The sequence below is a fragment of the Croceicoccus estronivorus genome, assembly GCF_001625325.1.
Lineage (GTDB): Bacteria > Pseudomonadota > Alphaproteobacteria > Sphingomonadales > Sphingomonadaceae > Caenibius > Caenibius estronivorus.
Genome location: NZ_JRQQ01000010.1, coordinates 134,973 through 149,733 on the forward strand (window position 1 = coordinate 134,973; position 14,761 = coordinate 149,733).

The 14,761-nt window shown below is 58.9% G+C and carries 24 protein-coding genes; all 24 read left to right on the top strand.

What is annotated here, in order from left to right; all coding sequences use genetic code 11:
* The first annotated feature begins 4 nt into the window (after positions 1 to 4).
* Positions 5 to 280, top strand: a complete 276-nt coding sequence (gene rpsS / locus MB02_RS15355) for a 30S ribosomal protein S19 (RefSeq protein ID WP_067539651.1) — start codon at positions 5 to 7, stop codon at positions 278 to 280.
* A complete protein-coding gene (gene rplV, locus MB02_RS15360) occupies positions 280 to 657 on the top strand; it encodes a 50S ribosomal protein L22 (protein ID WP_067539657.1) in 378 nt (125 codons plus the stop codon). Before rpsS ends, rplV begins: the two co-directional genes overlap by 1 nt.
* 3 nt (positions 658 to 660) lie before the next feature.
* The gene (gene rpsC / locus MB02_RS15365; RefSeq protein ID WP_067539663.1) at positions 661 to 1,356 is read left to right on the top strand and encodes a 30S ribosomal protein S3; all 696 of its coding nucleotides are present in this window, start codon (positions 661 to 663) and stop codon (positions 1,354 to 1,356) included.
* A 25-nt stretch (positions 1,357 to 1,381) separates the two neighbouring features.
* A complete protein-coding gene (gene rplP, locus MB02_RS15370) occupies positions 1,382 to 1,816 on the top strand; it encodes a 50S ribosomal protein L16 (protein WP_067539666.1) in 435 nt (144 codons plus the stop codon).
* On the top strand, positions 1,813 to 2,019 hold the full coding sequence (rpmC, locus tag MB02_RS15375) for a 50S ribosomal protein L29 (protein ID WP_067539669.1): 207 nt from the start codon (positions 1,813 to 1,815) through the stop codon (positions 2,017 to 2,019). The genes rplP and rpmC overlap by 4 nt, the downstream gene beginning before the upstream one ends.
* 10 nt (positions 2,020 to 2,029) lie before the next feature.
* A complete protein-coding gene (rpsQ, locus tag MB02_RS15380; RefSeq protein WP_067539672.1) occupies positions 2,030 to 2,323 on the top strand; it encodes a 30S ribosomal protein S17 in 294 nt (97 codons plus the stop codon).
* A gap of 57 nt (positions 2,324 to 2,380) precedes the next feature.
* Positions 2,381 to 2,749 carry a 50S ribosomal protein L14 gene (gene rplN, locus MB02_RS15385; RefSeq protein WP_067539675.1) on the top strand — a complete coding sequence of 123 codons (369 nt, stop codon included), beginning with the start codon at positions 2,381 to 2,383 and terminating at the stop codon, positions 2,747 to 2,749.
* A complete protein-coding gene (gene rplX, locus MB02_RS15390) occupies positions 2,749 to 3,069 on the top strand; it encodes a 50S ribosomal protein L24 (RefSeq protein ID WP_067539678.1) in 321 nt (106 codons plus the stop codon). Before rplN ends, rplX begins: the two co-directional genes overlap by 1 nt.
* The gene (rplE, locus tag MB02_RS15395) at positions 3,062 to 3,640 is read left to right on the top strand and encodes a 50S ribosomal protein L5 (RefSeq protein WP_067539681.1); all 579 of its coding nucleotides are present in this window, start codon (positions 3,062 to 3,064) and stop codon (positions 3,638 to 3,640) included. Before rplX ends, rplE begins: the two co-directional genes overlap by 8 nt.
* Positions 3,641 to 3,679: 39 nt before the next feature.
* Complete coding sequence (gene rpsN / locus MB02_RS15400) at positions 3,680 to 3,985, top strand: 30S ribosomal protein S14 (protein WP_067539684.1); 306 nt, start codon at positions 3,680 to 3,682, stop codon at positions 3,983 to 3,985.
* Positions 3,986 to 3,995: 10 nt separating this feature from the next.
* Entirely contained in the window at positions 3,996 to 4,391 is a 396-nt protein-coding gene (rpsH, locus tag MB02_RS15405) for a 30S ribosomal protein S8 (protein WP_067539687.1), read from the top strand.
* A complete protein-coding gene (rplF, locus tag MB02_RS15410; protein ID WP_067539688.1) occupies positions 4,391 to 4,924 on the top strand; it encodes a 50S ribosomal protein L6 in 534 nt (177 codons plus the stop codon). The genes rpsH and rplF overlap by 1 nt, the downstream gene beginning before the upstream one ends.
* A 1-nt stretch (position 4,925) precedes the next feature.
* Positions 4,926 to 5,264: a 50S ribosomal protein L18 gene (gene rplR, locus MB02_RS15415; protein ID WP_067539689.1), complete on the top strand. Its 339-nt coding sequence runs from the start codon at positions 4,926 to 4,928 to the stop codon at positions 5,262 to 5,264.
* Positions 5,265 to 5,266: 2 nt separating this feature from the next.
* Entirely contained in the window at positions 5,267 to 5,995 is a 729-nt protein-coding gene (gene rpsE / locus MB02_RS15420) for a 30S ribosomal protein S5 (protein ID WP_082826253.1), read from the top strand.
* A gap of 6 nt (positions 5,996 to 6,001) precedes the next feature.
* Positions 6,002 to 6,178 carry a 50S ribosomal protein L30 gene (gene rpmD / locus MB02_RS15425; protein ID WP_067539694.1) on the top strand — a complete coding sequence of 59 codons (177 nt, stop codon included), beginning with the start codon at positions 6,002 to 6,004 and terminating at the stop codon, positions 6,176 to 6,178.
* An 88-nt stretch (positions 6,179 to 6,266) separates the two neighbouring features.
* Complete coding sequence (rplO, locus tag MB02_RS15430; RefSeq protein WP_067539696.1) at positions 6,267 to 6,749, top strand: 50S ribosomal protein L15; 483 nt, start codon at positions 6,267 to 6,269, stop codon at positions 6,747 to 6,749.
* A 117-nt stretch (positions 6,750 to 6,866) separates the two neighbouring features.
* Complete coding sequence (gene secY / locus MB02_RS15435) at positions 6,867 to 8,231, top strand: preprotein translocase subunit SecY (protein ID WP_067539699.1); 1,365 nt, start codon at positions 6,867 to 6,869, stop codon at positions 8,229 to 8,231.
* Between the two features lie 33 nt (positions 8,232 to 8,264).
* A complete protein-coding gene (locus MB02_RS15440; protein ID WP_067539701.1) occupies positions 8,265 to 8,912 on the top strand; it encodes an adenylate kinase in 648 nt (215 codons plus the stop codon).
* Between the two features lie 304 nt (positions 8,913 to 9,216).
* Positions 9,217 to 9,585 carry a 30S ribosomal protein S13 gene (gene rpsM, locus MB02_RS15445; protein WP_067539705.1) on the top strand — a complete coding sequence of 123 codons (369 nt, stop codon included), beginning with the start codon at positions 9,217 to 9,219 and terminating at the stop codon, positions 9,583 to 9,585.
* A 55-nt stretch (positions 9,586 to 9,640) separates the two neighbouring features.
* Positions 9,641 to 10,030 (top strand): 30S ribosomal protein S11, encoded by a 390-nt coding sequence (gene rpsK / locus MB02_RS15450; protein WP_021689122.1) that lies wholly within the window; start codon positions 9,641 to 9,643, stop codon positions 10,028 to 10,030.
* 109 nt (positions 10,031 to 10,139) lie between these two features.
* Positions 10,140 to 11,195, top strand: coding sequence for a DNA-directed RNA polymerase subunit alpha (locus MB02_RS15455; protein WP_067539708.1), 1,056 nt, complete (start codon positions 10,140 to 10,142; stop codon positions 11,193 to 11,195).
* An 86-nt stretch (positions 11,196 to 11,281) separates the two neighbouring features.
* The gene (rplQ, locus tag MB02_RS15460) at positions 11,282 to 11,701 is read left to right on the top strand and encodes a 50S ribosomal protein L17 (RefSeq protein ID WP_067539710.1); all 420 of its coding nucleotides are present in this window, start codon (positions 11,282 to 11,284) and stop codon (positions 11,699 to 11,701) included.
* 82 nt (positions 11,702 to 11,783) lie between these two features.
* The gene (locus MB02_RS15465; RefSeq protein ID WP_067539712.1) at positions 11,784 to 14,000 is read left to right on the top strand and encodes a prolyl oligopeptidase family serine peptidase; all 2,217 of its coding nucleotides are present in this window, start codon (positions 11,784 to 11,786) and stop codon (positions 13,998 to 14,000) included.
* A 114-nt stretch (positions 14,001 to 14,114) separates the two neighbouring features.
* On the top strand, positions 14,115 to 14,639 hold the full coding sequence (locus tag MB02_RS15470) for a hypothetical protein (RefSeq protein WP_067539715.1): 525 nt from the start codon (positions 14,115 to 14,117) through the stop codon (positions 14,637 to 14,639).
* Positions 14,640 to 14,761 lie beyond the last annotated feature (122 nt).

A 14,761-nucleotide genomic window follows, 5' to 3' on the forward strand; every position in this document is an offset into this window, starting at 1 on the left:
GATAATGGCTCGTTCCGTCTGGAAAGGTCCGTTTGTCGACCTGCACCTGCTGAAAAAAGCAGAAGACGCCCAGGATACGGGTGGCCGTGCTCCGATCAAGACCTGGTCGCGTCGGTCCACCATCCTTCCGCAGTTCGTCGGCCTGACGTTCAGCGTCTACAATGGCCACAAGTTCGTGCCGGTTGCGGTCAACGAAGACATGGTCGGTCACAAGCTTGGGGAATTCGCACCGACGCGTAGTTTCCCCGGCCACGCCGCCGACAAGAAGGGTAAGCGCTGATGAGCAAGCAGAAAGCCCCCCGTCGCGTCGGTGATAACGAGGCACTGGCTGTTGGCACCACGATCCGTGGTTCCGCGCAGAAGCTGAATCTCGTGGCAGGCCTCATTCGTGGCAAGAAGGCTGAGGAAGCATTGAATATCCTCACCTTCTCGAAACGGGCCATGGCCCGTGACGCGCACAAGGTCCTCGCTTCCGCGATCGCGAATGCGGAAAATAATCACAATCTGGATGTCGATTCTCTCGTTGTCGCTGAAGCCAGCGTCGGCAAATCGGTCACCATGAAGCGTTTCCACACGCGGGGCCGTGGCAAATCCACGCGCATCCTCAAGCCGTTCAGCCGGCTGCGTATCGTGGTTCGCGAAGTCGAGGAGGCCTGAGCCATGGGTCAGAAGAGCAATCCGATCGGCCTGCGCCTGCAGATCAACCGTACTTGGGACAGCCGCTGGTATGCGGAAGGTCGTGATTACGGGAAGCTGCTCAAGGAAGATCTCGAAATCCGCAAGTACATTGTCGAGAACGTTCCGCAGGCTGCCATTTCGAAGGTCGTCATCGAACGCCCGGCGAAACTGTGCCGCGTATCCATCTATGCCGCGCGCCCTGGCGTGATCATCGGCAAGAAGGGCGCCGACATTGAAAAGCTGCGCCAGAAGCTGTCGAAAATGACTGACAGCGAAGTGAAGCTGAACATCGTCGAAATCCGCAAGCCGGAAATCGATGCCAAGCTCGTCGCTCAGGGCGTTGCCGATCAGTTGATCCGGCGTGTTGCGTTCCGTCGCGCGATGAAGCGCGCCGTGCAATCCGCTCTGCGGCTTGGCGCGGAAGGGATCAAGATCACCTGCGGTGGCCGTTTGGGCGGGGCGGAAATCGCCCGCGTCGAATGGTATCGTGAAGGTCGCGTGCCGCTCCACACTCTGCGTGCGAATGTGGATTACGCCGAAGCCGAAGCGCTTACCGCATATGGTATCATCGGCATCAAGGTCTGGATCTTCAAGGGTGAGATCCTCGGCCACGATCCGATGGCGCAGGACCGGTTGATGATGGAGGCCCAGACCTCCGGCGTGCGTCCCGCGCGCTGAGGTTTGAGAGAGCTGAGTAAAAGCAATGCTGCAACCGAAAAAAACCAAGTTCCGCAAGGCGTTCAAAGGGCGCATCCATGGTAATGCCAAGGGTGGCACGGCGCTGAATTTTGGCTCTTATGGCCTTAAGGCGCTGGAGCCGGAGCGGATTACCGCACGCCAGATCGAAGCGGCTCGTCGTGCGATCACGCGTCATATCAAGCGTCAGGGTCGTCTTTGGATTCGCGTGTTCCCGGACGTTCCGGTGTCGAAGAAGCCTGCTGAAGTCCGTCAGGGTAAGGGCAAGGGTTCGATCGAATACTGGGCCGCTCGCGTTAAGCCGGGCCGGATCCTGTTCGAATTGGATGGCGTCCCCGGACCGCTGGCTGCTGTGGCGTTCGAACGTGCTGCCATGAAGCTGCCGATCAAGACCAAGGTCGTTGCCCGCCTGGGTGACACCTCGCATCTGGGAGGTGAATGATGGCCAAGACTGAAGATCTCCGCGCCAAGACTGAAGACCAGCTTTCTGCTGATCTGGTCGATTTGAAGCGTGAGCAGTTCAACCTGCGTTTCCAGGCGGCTACCAACCAGATCGAGCGTCCTGCGCGGATCAAGGAAGTGCGTCGCGAAATCGCACGTATCAAGACGCTGCTGGGCGAACGCGCCCGCGCTGAGAAGGCTTAAGGAGCACACGATGCCGAAGCGTATCCTGATCGGGACCGTGGTTTCCGACAAGACCGACAAGACTGTGACAGTGCTTGTCGAGCGTAAGGTGAAGCACCCGCTTTACGGGAAGATCATCCGCCGCTCGAAGAAGTATCATGCTCACGACGAAGACAATGCCTACAAGGCCGGCGAACGCGTGCGGATTGAAGAAACCCGCCCGATTTCGAAGACCAAGACATGGCAGGTGATCGAGCGTGTCCATGCTGGCAAGGGCCAGGCAGTCGAAGCGAACCTCGATGTAGAGGCCGCTGGCAGCAACTGACGTTTTTTGGAACTGCCGGACTGGTTCCGGCAAGCCGAGTGAGAAGGAACCGGATCGATGATCCAGATGCAATCCAATCTCGACGTCGCGGACAACAGCGGCGCGAAGCGCGTCCAGTGCATTAAGGTGCTGGGCGGGTCGAAGCGCCGTACCGCGGGCGTCGGCGACGTGATCGTCGTCTCCGTCAAGGAGGCGCAGCCGCGTGCGCGTGTGAAGAAGGGTGACGTCCACCGCGCGGTGATCGTGCGTACCAAGAAGGACGTTCGCCGTCCTGATGGCAGCGTCATTCGTTTCGATACGAACGCGGCGGTGCTCGTGAACAAGAACGAAGAGCCGATCGGCACTCGTATCTTTGGCCCGGTGGTGCGTGAGCTGCGTGGCCGCGGCTTCATGAAGATCATCTCGCTTGCTCCGGAGGTGCTGTGATGGCTGGCGCGAAGATCAAGCGTGGCGACACTGTCGTCATTCGTTCGGGTAAGGACAAGGGCCGTACCGGCACTGTCATGCAAGTGATGCCCAAGGACGAAAAAGTCGTCGTTCAGGGCATTAACATTGCTGCCCGTCACCGCAAGCCGAGCCAGGCTAACCCTCAGGGCGGTATCGATCGCCGGGAAGCGCCATTGGCGATTTCCAAGGTTGCTTTGGCTGATCCGAAGGATGGCAAGCCGACTCGCGTCCGTTTCGAAACGAAGGACGGCAAGAAGGTTCGCGTTGCCGTGAAGTCCGGGGAGACCATCGATGGCTGAGAACTATACCCCGCGCCTCCGGGCCAAGTACGACTCTGAAATCGCGAAGGCGATGACCGAAAAGTTCGGTTACGTAAATCCGATGCAGGTGCCGAAGCTTGAGAAGATCACACTCAATATGGGTGTGGGCGAAGCCAGTCAGGACAAGAAGAAGGTCCAGACTGCGGCTGAGGAAATGGAGCTGATTGCTGGTCAGAAACCCGTAATCACCAAGGCGAAGAAGTCGATCGCGCAGTTCAAGCTGCGTGAAGGCATGCCGATCGGTTGCAAGGTTACTCTGCGCCGTGAACGCATGTATGAATTTCTCGATCGTCTTGTGACTGTCGCGATGCCGCGTATTCGAGATTTTCGTGGGTTGAACCCGAAGAGCTTCGATGGGCGTGGCAACTATGCGATGGGTGTGAAAGAACAGATCATCTTCCCCGAGATCAGCTACGATCGGATCGAGAAAGTCCGGGGGATGGACATCATCATCACCACCACCGCGGAAACCGACGAAGAAGCGCGCGAATTGTTGCGCCTGTTCGGTTTCCCGTTCCCGGCGGAAGCCGATCAGAAGGAAGCGGCGTGAGCCGCGCCCTGAACCGATAGCGAAAGAGAGCTTAAGTCCATGGCGAAACTGAGTTCCATCAATAAGAACGAACGTCGCAAGCAGCTTGTGAAGAAGTATGCGGCGAAATACGCGAAGCTGAAAGCGATTGCGGACGACAAGTCGGCCGACGAGAGTGAGCGGCTGATGGCGCGTCTCAAGATGGCGGAAATTCCGCGTAACGCAAACCCGACCCGTGTGCGCAATCGCTGCGCAACGACTGGGCGGCCGCGCGGCTATTATCGCAAGTTCGGCCTGTGCAGGATCGAACTGCGGGACCTGGCCAACAAGGGCCTGATCCCGGGCGTGACAAAGTCGAGCTGGTAAGGATCATCACATGGCAATGACCGATCCCCTGGGTGATATGCTCACCCGTATTCGTAATGGCCAGCAGGCAAAGAAGGATTCCGTCTTTTCGCCGGCGTCCAACCTGCGCGCCCGCGTTCTGGAAGTTCTTCAGCGTGAAGGCTACATTCGTGGCTACAGTGAAGACGAAACCGGGAAGCACAAGCAGCTTCGGATTGAACTGAAGTATTTCGAGGGCGAGCCTGCAATCAAGCATGTCGCTCGCGTGTCAAAGCCGGGTCGGCGGATCTATTCGGGCAGCCGTGAACTGCCGACTGTCCGCAACGGCCTTGGCATTACCATCGTCTCGACGCCCCGCGGCGTGCTTTCGGATGCCGAAGCGCGCGCTCAGAACGTCGGCGGCGAAGTGCTGGCGGAGGTGTTCTGATGAGCCGCATTGGGAAGAAGCCGGTGGCGATCCCTAAGGGCGTCACTGCGGAAATCGCTGAAGGCACTCTGACCGTCAAGGGGCCGAAAGGCACCCTGTCGATGGGGCTGACCGAAGACATCAATTACGAGGTAAAGGAAGGCGAGATTTCCGTTCTTCCTGCGAACGATACCAAGCGGGCACGTTCCTTCTGGGGCATGCAGCGTACCTTGGTGTCGAACCTGGTCGAAGGTGTGAGCGAGGGCTTTTCGAAGACCCTGGAAATCACCGGTGTCGGTTATCGTGCATCGGCCCAGGGCGCGAAGCTCAAGTTGCAGCTCGGCTTCAGCCACGACGTCGATCTCGATGTGCCGCAGGGGCTTGACGTAAAGACGCCGGATCAGACCACGGTCGAGATCAGCGGCATCGACAAGCAGCAGGTTGGGCAGTTCGCTGCCGAAATCCGCCGCTGGCGTAAGCCTGAGCCTTATAAGGGCAAGGGTATCAAGTATCGCGGCGAGTATATCTTCCGCAAGGAAGGGAAGAAGAAGTAAGATGGCCAAGCTTTCTCTTTTCGAACGCCGCCGCCGCCGCGTGCGCAGCGCGCTCCGCAGTCGTGCAGGCGGGCGTCCCCGTCTGTCCGTCCATCGCTCGGGCAAGCACATCTACGCGCAGATCATCGATGATACTGCCGGACGTACGCTTGCAGCTGCCTCGACGCTGGGCGGCAAGGGCGGCAATGTCGACGCTGCCGCGAAGGTTGGCGCTGATATCGCAGCGGCCGCCAAGCAGGCGGGCGTGACCACCGTGGTGTTCGACCGCGGCGGTTTCCTGTTCCATGGCCGCGTCAAGGCGCTGGCCGACGCTGCACGCGAAGGCGGGCTGGAGTTCTGATGATGGCTGACGAGAACAACACCGAAAACAGCACCCCGGAAACCCCGGTGGTTGAATCAGCTGCGCCCGAGGCGGCACCGGCATCCGCGCCGCGTGAAGGCCGTGGCCGTGGCCGTGGCCGTGGTGGTGAACGTGACGGCGGCCGTGGCCGTGGTCGGCGTGATGACCGTCGCGGTCGTAACCAGGAAGACGAGGGTGACGAGCTGATCGAAAAGCTGGTTCACATCAATCGCGTCTCCAAGACGGTGAAGGGTGGTAAGCGTTTCGGTTTCGCCGCGCTTGTCGTGGTCGGTGATGGCGCCGGACGCGTCGGTTTCGGACATGGCAAGGCTCGAGAAGTGCCGGAGGCCATCACCAAGGCTACTGCGTCCGCGAAGAAGAAGATGGTTCGCGTTCCGCTCAAGGAAGGCCGCACACTGCATCATGACGGCAAAGGCCGTTATGGCGCTGGCAAGGTCAATGTCCGTTCGGCTCCGGCCGGTACCGGGATCATCGCGGGCGGCCCGATGCGCGCCGTTTTCGAGAGCCTGGGAGTTGCCGACGTTGTGACCAAGTCGGTCGGGACTTCGAACCCTTACAACATGATCCGTGCTACGTTTGACGCTCTGACTCACCAGACTTCGCCGAAGTCAGTTGCCCAGCGTCGCGGCAAGAAGGTTGCTGACCTGCTTGGCCGTGGTGGTGCGAGCGAGGCCGAGGCTGAAGCCGACGCCGCAGCCATCGTGGAGTAAACGAACATGGCTAAGATCAAGATCAAGCAGATTGGCTCCCCGATCCGCCGCCCGGAAAAGCAAAAGCAGATTCTGGTCGGCTTGGGCCTTGGCAAAATGCACAAGGTCGTGGAGGTCGAGGATACTCCGGAGGTCCGTGGTGCGATCGCAAAGCTGCCGCATATGGTGGCAGTGGTAGACTAACCAGACCTCAGGTTGACCTAGGAGGCCCGGTGCAGTACCGGGCCTCTTCTATTTTGGCGCGAACTAAAGCGAAAGCGAGTGCAACGACATGAAACTTAACGATATCCGCGATAACGACGGTGCCCGTAAGGGGCGCATGCGTATTGGCCGTGGCATTGGCTCCGGCAAGGGCAAGACCGGTGGCCGTGGCCAGAAGGGTGCCAAGTCGCGCTCCGGTGTGTCGATCAAGGGCTTCGAAGGCGGTCAGATGCCGCTTCACATGCGGATCCCGAAGCGTGGCTTCAACAATCCGTTTGCCAAGGATTACGCCGAAGTGAATCTCGGTATGATCCAGAAGTTCATTGATGCAGGCAAGCTCGACGCTGGCCAGCTCATCGATCACGCTGCTTTGCAGTCTGCCGGACTTGCTCGTGGCGGTAAGGACGGCGTGCGCTTGCTCGGCAAGGGCGCTATCACGTCCAAGGCTCAGTTCAAGGTCGCCGGGGCATCGAAGGGTGCTGTGGCTGCGGTTGAAAAGGCTGGTGGATCGGTCGAAGTGGCTGCGCCGGCAAAGGCTGAAGCGGCCGAATAATCGGTGATTGCGGCGAGCGGAGTTCTTGCATCTCCGCTCGCTCGCTATATGGGCTGACACTCAGAAGAGGGCGGCTCTATTTCCGTGCTGGCTGCCCAGACAAGGCACATTGAACCCATGGCATCACGCGCCGACAATCTTGCGAGTAACCTTAATCTCGCTAATTTCTCGAAAGCCACCGAGCTCAAGAATCGTATCTGGTTTACGGTCGGTGCGTTGATCGTATTCCGCTTTCTCAGCTTTGTGCCGTTGCCTGGCGTCAATCCGCTGATCCTGCAGGACCTGTACGCGCAGACCCGGGGCGGAATTCTCGACATTTTCAACACTTTCTCGGGCGGTAGCCTTGAGCGTATGAGTCTCATCGCGCTCGGTGTCATGCCCTACATCACTGCTTCGATCGTGGTGCAACTCGCCGCCTCGCTGCATCCTTCGCTCATGGCCTTGAAGAAGGAAGGCGAAAGCGGACGCAAGAAGCTCAATCAATATACGCGTTACGGCGCGGTGTTCCTCACTGTGATCCAGGGGTGGTTCGTCGCTTCCGGGCTTGAGGCTTATGGTGCTCAGAGCGGCCTGCAAGCCGTGGTGAATCCGGGCTACATGTTCCGTATCGGAGCGGTCATCAGTCTCGTCGGTGGGACAATGTTCCTGCTTTGGCTGGGTGAACAGATAACCAGTCGCGGGATCGGGAACGGTGTGTCGCTCATCATCATGGCGGGCATTGTCGCGCAGTTCCCGACTTTTACCGCCAATCTCTTTGAAGGCGGCCGCTCGGGTTCGATCAGCGCGTTCACCATTGTTGCGCTGGTATTGATGATCGTGGGTCTGATCCTGGTCATTTCTTTCATGGAGCGTGCCCAGCGGCGCCTGCTGATCCAGTATCCGAAGCGTGCGAGCCAGCGCGGCATGATGCAGGCGGATCGTTCGCATCTGCCGCTCAAGCTGAACACGTCTGGCGTCATTCCGCCTATTTTCGCCAGTTCGCTGCTGCTCTTGCCGCTGACAATTACGCAATTCGCCGGAAACTCGGTTGATCCCGAGAGCACGATGGGCGGTATTGTCGTGACGATGAACCAATACCTCCAGCACGGCCAGCCAATGTACATGGCGCTCTATGCTGCGGGCATCATCTTCTTTACGTTCTTCTACACCGCAGTGGTTTTCAACCCTGAGGAAACAGCCGAGAACCTGAAGAAGAATGGAGGGTTCATTCCCGGCATTCGTCCAGGCAAGAACACGGCCAATTATCTGGATTACGTGCTGACCCGGATTACCGTGATCGGCGCGATCTATCTGACAGTGGTTTGCGTCGCGCCGGAGTTTTTGTTGGCGGAAACGGGTGTGCGTCTGTTCTTCGGCGGTACCAGCCTGTTGATTGTGGTGAACGTGACGGTTGATACAATCACTCAGATTCAGTCACATCTTCTGGCTCACCAGTATGGTGATCTCATCAAAAAGGCCAAGTTGAAAGGCCGGCTTCGCTAAGCCAGGTTTGAGCGCTCTAACAGGGAGAGCTGCGTGAATATCATTCTTCTCGGACCGCCTGGAGCGGGCAAGGGCACTCAGGCGCAACGGTTGGTCGAGCGGTTCGGCATGCGTCAGCTTTCGACCGGCGACATGCTTCGCGCCGCAGTCAAGGCGGGTACCCCGGTCGGCCTGAAGGCCAAGGCCGTGATGGAGGCTGGCGAACTCGTTTCCGACGAGATCGTGTCGGCTCTGATTTCGGATGAGCTGGCGGCGATGGGTTCGGACGTGGGTGCGATCTTCGATGGTTATCCGCGGACTGAAGCCCAGGCTGTCTCGCTTGAAGCTATTCTCGATAGCCACGGCCGGAAGTTGGATCATGTGATCGAACTGGACGTCGACGAAGACGCGCTGGTGGAACGTATCACTGGCCGGTTTACCTGCGCGAGCTGCGGGAAGGGCTATCATGATCGGTTCGAACGCCCCGAGAAGGAAGGCGTTTGCGACAAGTGCGGCTCGACCGAATTCAAGCGGCGTCCTGATGACAACGAGGAAACCGTCCGGACCCGCATGGCCGAATATCGCGCCAAGACCGCGCCGATCCTGCCGTTCTATGAAAAGAACGGTATTGTCTCGCGCGTTGACGGCATGGCCGATATGGATGCGGTGACGGCTGCGATCGAGGCAATTCTCAATCGGTGATGCGGTGGGGCTTTGACCCCGCCGCCCCAATTTACTATAAGTGCGGTCAGTTAGCGTGAGGTCTTTGACCTTGTACGCATTTGTTCGCCTGCGAAGTCGGATGTTGACGTTTCGCGCGAATCATTTTATGCGCCCCATTCACTCGACAGATCGGATGAGTCCGGCCGGCCGCAAGAAATGCGTGCCATCCGGGCTTTTTGCTATCCCAGCCTTCCGAACTGCCAGTGCAGGCGCGTTGAGATAAGAGACCGCGTTGTTCCCAGTTCGGGGAATTTCGCCGCCTCTTGTGGAGCAGGAGAATTAAGTGGCTCGTATTGCCGGGGTAAACATCCCCACCAACAAGCGCGTGATCATCGCGCTTACCTATATTCACGGTATTGGCCCCAAATCGGCGAAGGATATCGCTGACAAGCTGGGCATTGAACACAGCCGGCGCGTTCAGGACCTGTCCGACGCCGAAGTGCTTCAGATCCGCGAAGCGATTGATGCCGAATATATGGTCGAGGGTGACCTTCGTCGCGAAACTGCGATGAATATCAAGCGTTTGATGGACCTGGCCTGCTATCGCGGGTTGCGTCACCGTAAGGGATTGCCCGTTCGTGGGCAGCGCACGCACACCAATGCCCGTACCCGCAAGGGTAAGGCGAAGCCGATCGCAGGTAAGAAGAAGTAAGCAATCCGGGCAACCGGTGGGCTTTTCTTCCATTCTTTAGGACAGGATACTAACCATGGCACGCGAACCACAGCGCATTCGGCGCCGCGAGCGTAAGAATATCACCAGCGGCGTCGCACACGTGAACGCCAGCTTCAACAACACCATGATCACGATCACGGATGCCCAGGGCAACGCGATCAGCTGGTCCAGCGCCGGCATGATGGGTTTCAAGGGCAGCCGTAAGTCCACGCCGTATGCCGCCCAGGTGGCTGCAGACGACGCCGGCAAGAAGGCGGCGGAGCATGGCGTCCGCACTCTGGAAGTTGAAGTGAAGGGCCCGGGTTCGGGTCGTGAGAGCGCGTTGCGCGCTCTGCAGGCGGTGGGTTTCACCATTACGTCGATCCGCGATGTGACCCCCATCCCGCACAACGGTGTGAGGCCGTCGAAGCGTCGCCGCGTCTGATTTGAACCTGCCTGGCAGCCTGACGAGGCTGCCATCCTTCGGATCGGCCGCGGCGCTCAAAAGGCGTCTAGCGGCCGTTCCCGCCAGATAAGAACCCTAGGGGAATTACATGTCCGTCAATATCAAGAACTGGCAGGAACTGAAGAAGCCCAACAGCCTCGATATCAAGCCTGGCGGTGACGGCAAGCGCAAGGCAACCTTCGTTGCCGAACCTCTGGAGCGCGGCTTTGGCCTGACGCTTGGTAATGCTCTGCGCCGGGTGCTGCTCTCCTCGCTTCAGGGGGCAGCGATCACGTCGATCAAGATCGAGAACGTATTGCACGAGTTCTCTTCGCTTGCGGGCGTACGCGAGGATGTCACCGACATCGTCCTGAACATCAAGCAGGTTGCGCTGAAGATGGAAGGCGAGGGGGCGAAGCGTCTCCAGCTTTCGGTTACCGGTCCGGCTGAAGTGAAGGCCGGCGATATTGCGGTGTCCGGCGACATCGAAGTGATGAACAAGGATCTCGTGATCTGTCACCTCGACGAAGGCGCGACGCTGAACATGGAACTGACCGCCGATACCGGGAAGGGTTACGTGCCCGCGGTTCAGAACCGTCCGGCCGATGCACCGGTAGGTCTGATCCCGGTGGATTCCCTGTACTCGCCGGTTCGCCAGGTGAGCTACAAGGTCGAGAATGCGCGTGTCGGTCAGGAACTCGATTACGACAAGCTCTCGCTGACGGTTGAAACCGACGGAACGGTAACGCCGGAAGATGCGGTGGCTTATTCCGCACGGATCCTGCAGGACCAGCTGGCCCTGTTCGTCCACTTCGAAGACGCCATCCCGCAGGGACCGTCGGCGATGATCGGAGTGGCCGCGCAGCCGGAAGAAAACGATGCCAACCAGCTCAACCGTTACCTGCTCAAGAAGGTGGACGAGCTGGAACTGTCGGTTCGCAGCGCCAATTGCCTCAAGAACGACAATATCATCTATATTGGCGATCTGGTTCAGAAGACCGAGGCGGAAATGCTGCGGACGCCGAACTTCGGCCGCAAGTCGCTTAACGAGATCAAGGAGGTCCTTTCCTCCATGGGTCTGCGGCTTGGCATGGATATCCCGGGCTGGCCGCCTGAGAACATCGAAGAAATGGCCAAGAAGCTGGAACAAGAGCTTCTCGGCTAAATCACACGGGCGATGGCGGCAGGCCCTGGATTGCCGCCAGTACCGGGGTACCTCGTACGGCCCCCTTACGAACGGAGTAAAATGAAATGCGCCACAAGATTTCCGGCCGCAAGTTGCAGCGCAAGTCCGGCCACCGCACCGCTCTCCTGCGCAATCTGGCTGCTTCGCTGATCAAGCACGAGCAGATCCTGACGACCACGCCCAAGGCGAAGGAACTTCGTCCCTATGTCGAAAAGCTGATCACGCTGGCAAAGCATGGGGGCCTTTCCAACCGTCGTCTGGCGCACAGCCGGGTGATGGACGAAGCACAGGAAAAGAAACTCTTCGAAGTGCTGGCTGAGCGTTACAAGGATCGTGAAGGTGGTTACACCCGCGTGATCAAGGCCGGTATCCGTGCCTCTGACGCGGCACCGATTGCTATCATCGAACTGGTCGATCGCGATGTCGACGCAAAGGGTCAGGATAGCGGCCCGGTTGCTGGTGAAGAGGAACTGGCCGACGCCTGATCGGTTCCACACCTGGATAAGCCATTGAAAGGGCGGGCGCAGCCATTAGGGTTGCACCCGCCCTTTCCTTTTGGAGCATGCCATGCGCCGTTTCGCGCGATACATTGCCGGCGCGCCTGCCCTGTGCCTGATGCTGGCTCAGCAGCCTCTGGCTGCACAGAATGCTACCGGAGCAGATACGACCTTGCCGACATCCCAGACCACGCTTGGCTATCCCGAAACCCGCCGTGACGATGTGGTGGAGCAGTTGTTTGGCGAGAAGATCAGCGATCCTTACCGCTGGCTGGAGGACGATGTTCGCAACAATGCCGAGGTGGCGGACTGGGTCGCGCGGGAAAACGCGGTAACGCAGGCCTATCTCGATCGCCTGCCGGATCGTGCATGGTTTTCCTCCAAGATCGGTGAGCTCATGGATTACGAGCGCTTCTCGATCCCCGTTAAAGCGGGCGGGCGCTATTTCTATGAACGCAACGCCGGGCTGCAGAACCAGTCCCAGCTGTTCATGCGCAAGGGATTGAAGGGGAAGCCACAACTGCTGCTCGATCCTGCACAGTGGTCGGACGACGGCACAACTGCGCTGGATGCCTGGAAACCATCACCCGATGGCCGCTATGTGCTCTATAGCATTCAGGATGACGGCAGCGACTGGCGCAGGCTGGCAGTATTGGATGTGCGAAACGGGGAGAATCTTCCCGATACGATCAGGTGGGCGAAGTTTACCAGCCTTGCATGGATCGGGGATGAGGGGTTTCTCTATTCGCGCTTTCCCGAGCCCGAAGAAGGTCAGGATTTTCAGGCGCTCAATTACAATCAGGCGATCTATTTCCATCGTCTCGGCACCGATCAGGGGCAGGACGAACTCGTTTTCGCCACGCCGGATCATCCCGAACGAAGCCACTATGCCGAGGTGACGTACGATGGCCGCTGGGCGGTTATTACCAGCGCGGTGGGGACGGATGCGCGATATGAAATCCACGTCATCGACCTGGCGAAACGCGGCAAGAGTGGCTGGTTTGCCCGGCCTCTTATTACCGGATTCGACAATGCGTGGAATCTTATCGAGGGCGTGGGCGGGGTGCTCTGGTTCACAACCAACGAGGATGCACCGCGTTTCCGCGTGGTAGCGATCGATCTCGATGCACTGTCGCCACGCTGGTATGAAGTGGTGCGGCAGAGTGACGAGACGATCAACGCGGCATCGCTGGTGGGCGACAGGCTGGTGATTTCCTACCTGAAAGATGCCGCTTCGCGAGCGTTGATCTTTGAACTGGGGAGCGGCCAGGTCGATGAAGTGCTTCTCAACGGCCTGGGAACAGCGAGCGGATTTACCGGCAAACCTGGCGATCCCGAAACGTTTTACAGTTTCGCCAGCTTCAATCGCCCGGCCGGCATTTACCGGATGGACCTGTCGACCAAGGCCATGCAGCCTTTCGCTTTGCCGGAGCTGACATTCGATCCTGAGGCCTATCTGGTTGAACAGCGTTTCTACACGTCGAAGGATGGCACGAAGGTGCCGATGTTCATTGTCCGCAAGCGCAGTGTCGCCGGAGCCAACCGGGCGGTTCCGACATTGCTTTACGGCTATGGCGGATTCGATATCTCCCTGACGCCGGGCTTCTCCGCCGTGCGCATGGCCTGGCTCGAGGCCGGAGGCGCTTTTGCGTTGGCGAATATCCGGGGCGGGGGCGAATATGGGAAGGACTGGCACGACGCTGGACGGTTAGGCAACAAGCAGAACGTGTTCGACGATTTCATTGCTGCGGGGGAATATCTCAAGCGTGAGGGGATCACGCCTGCCAATGGCCTCGCCATAGAGGGCCGATCCAATGGGGGGCTGTTGATGGGGGCCGTCACGAACCAGCGGCCCGACTTGTTCGATGCCGTCCATGCCGCAGTCGGCGTGATGGATATGTTGCGGTTCGACCGTTGGACTGCCGGCCGCTATTGGGTCGATGATTATGGCCACCCGGACAGGGAAGAGGATTTCCGGGTGCTGCGTTCTTATTCGCCGTACCACAACATCCATTCGGGTGCGGACTATCCGGCGATCCTCGTAACCACGGCTGACACGGATGATCGGGTGGTGCCGGGGCACAGCTTCAAATACGCCGCTGCTTTGCAGGCGGCTGATATTGGCAGCAAGCCGCATCTTATCAGGATCGAAACCGGGGCAGGGCATGGATCCGGCAAGCCGACGGATAAGCAGATTGCCGAAGGTGCGGATGTCCTCGCCTTTCTTGCGAATTGGACGGGTTTGCATGCACCGGCCCACCCTGCGGTAGGTCGTTCAGAAAAATAACTCTATTCCTGAATGATTGCTGTCACGGGAGTTCAGCATCCCATCACGGGCGAATCGCTAAAACCATTCTCATAGCCGGGCAATCCCGTCCCGGCGGAAGTGAGGATGAGAGTGATGAAGATTCTATCCAAAGCCCTGGTCGGGACCGTCGCCGCAGGTGCGATGGCGGTAACTTCGGCCTCTCCCGCGTTTGCTCGCGATAACGATGGTATCGGAGCGGGTGAAGTGATCGCCGGTGCATTGATTATCGGCGGTATTGCCGCGATTGCGGCCGCTGCGTCCGATAATGACCGTGACCATTATCGCGACCGCTATGGTTATGACGGCTACAGCCGTTACGGTTATCGTGATCGGGACGATTATATGCGCCGCGGAAATCCGCGCCAGGCTGTCGAAATGTGTGTCCGTACAGCGGAGCGCCAGGCGAGCCGGTACAGCTATGGCCGTGCGAATGTCACCGATATTCGGGACATAGATCGCAAGTCCAATGGCTATACGGTGAAGGGCCGCATCGCGGTGTCCGATAAGGGCAGCCGCTGGCATTCTTCCCGCCGCGGATATGACACCGGCAACTTTACCTGCAAGGTGCGCTATGGCCGGGTTGTCGATCTGGACTTCAAGAATATTCGCGGTCTTTGAGTAAACTTATGAAAACGCGGTGCCGGGTTTGAAAGAAATCCGGCACCGCACTTTGGCGGTTCAGCCCGCCGCAAGTATCACACGTCTAGTCGTCGGTAATAGAATATGCGGGTATGCCGCAT

What these genes read in the sequence shown, in the direction of transcription:
- rpsQ (WP_067539672.1), top strand. Translation starts at nt 2,030, where the DNA reads ATGCCGAAGCGTATCCTGATCGGGACCGTGGTTTCCGACAAGACCGAC.
- rplX (WP_067539678.1), top strand. Translation starts at nt 2,749, where the DNA reads ATGGCTGGCGCGAAGATCAAGCGTGGCGACACTGTCGTCATTCGTTCG.
- rpsE (WP_082826253.1), top strand. Translation starts at nt 5,267, where the DNA reads ATGGCTGACGAGAACAACACCGAAAACAGCACCCCGGAAACCCCGGTG.
- rpsC (WP_067539663.1), top strand. Translation starts at nt 661, where the DNA reads ATGGGTCAGAAGAGCAATCCGATCGGCCTGCGCCTGCAGATCAACCGT.
- rplN (WP_067539675.1), top strand. Translation starts at nt 2,381, where the DNA reads ATGATCCAGATGCAATCCAATCTCGACGTCGCGGACAACAGCGGCGCG.
- rpmD (WP_067539694.1), top strand. Translation starts at nt 6,002, where the DNA reads ATGGCTAAGATCAAGATCAAGCAGATTGGCTCCCCGATCCGCCGCCCG.
- rplV (WP_067539657.1), top strand. Translation starts at nt 280, where the DNA reads ATGAGCAAGCAGAAAGCCCCCCGTCGCGTCGGTGATAACGAGGCACTG.
- rplP (WP_067539666.1), top strand. Translation starts at nt 1,382, where the DNA reads ATGCTGCAACCGAAAAAAACCAAGTTCCGCAAGGCGTTCAAAGGGCGC.
- rplQ (WP_067539710.1), top strand. Translation starts at nt 11,282, where the DNA reads ATGCGCCACAAGATTTCCGGCCGCAAGTTGCAGCGCAAGTCCGGCCAC.
- rpmC (WP_067539669.1), top strand. Translation starts at nt 1,813, where the DNA reads ATGATGGCCAAGACTGAAGATCTCCGCGCCAAGACTGAAGACCAGCTT.
- rplF (WP_067539688.1), top strand. Translation starts at nt 4,391, where the DNA reads ATGAGCCGCATTGGGAAGAAGCCGGTGGCGATCCCTAAGGGCGTCACT.
- rplE (WP_067539681.1), top strand. Translation starts at nt 3,062, where the DNA reads ATGGCTGAGAACTATACCCCGCGCCTCCGGGCCAAGTACGACTCTGAA.
- rpsH (WP_067539687.1), top strand. Translation starts at nt 3,996, where the DNA reads ATGGCAATGACCGATCCCCTGGGTGATATGCTCACCCGTATTCGTAAT.
- rpsK (WP_021689122.1), top strand. Translation starts at nt 9,641, where the DNA reads ATGGCACGCGAACCACAGCGCATTCGGCGCCGCGAGCGTAAGAATATC.
- rpsS (WP_067539651.1), top strand. Translation starts at nt 5, where the DNA reads ATGGCTCGTTCCGTCTGGAAAGGTCCGTTTGTCGACCTGCACCTGCTG.
- MB02_RS15455 (WP_067539708.1), top strand. Translation starts at nt 10,140, where the DNA reads ATGTCCGTCAATATCAAGAACTGGCAGGAACTGAAGAAGCCCAACAGC.
- rplR (WP_067539689.1), top strand. Translation starts at nt 4,926, where the DNA reads ATGGCCAAGCTTTCTCTTTTCGAACGCCGCCGCCGCCGCGTGCGCAGC.
- rplO (WP_067539696.1), top strand. Translation starts at nt 6,267, where the DNA reads ATGAAACTTAACGATATCCGCGATAACGACGGTGCCCGTAAGGGGCGC.
- rpsN (WP_067539684.1), top strand. Translation starts at nt 3,680, where the DNA reads ATGGCGAAACTGAGTTCCATCAATAAGAACGAACGTCGCAAGCAGCTT.
- MB02_RS15465 (WP_067539712.1), top strand. Translation starts at nt 11,784, where the DNA reads ATGCGCCGTTTCGCGCGATACATTGCCGGCGCGCCTGCCCTGTGCCTG.
- MB02_RS15470 (WP_067539715.1), top strand. Translation starts at nt 14,115, where the DNA reads ATGAAGATTCTATCCAAAGCCCTGGTCGGGACCGTCGCCGCAGGTGCG.
- secY (WP_067539699.1), top strand. Translation starts at nt 6,867, where the DNA reads ATGGCATCACGCGCCGACAATCTTGCGAGTAACCTTAATCTCGCTAAT.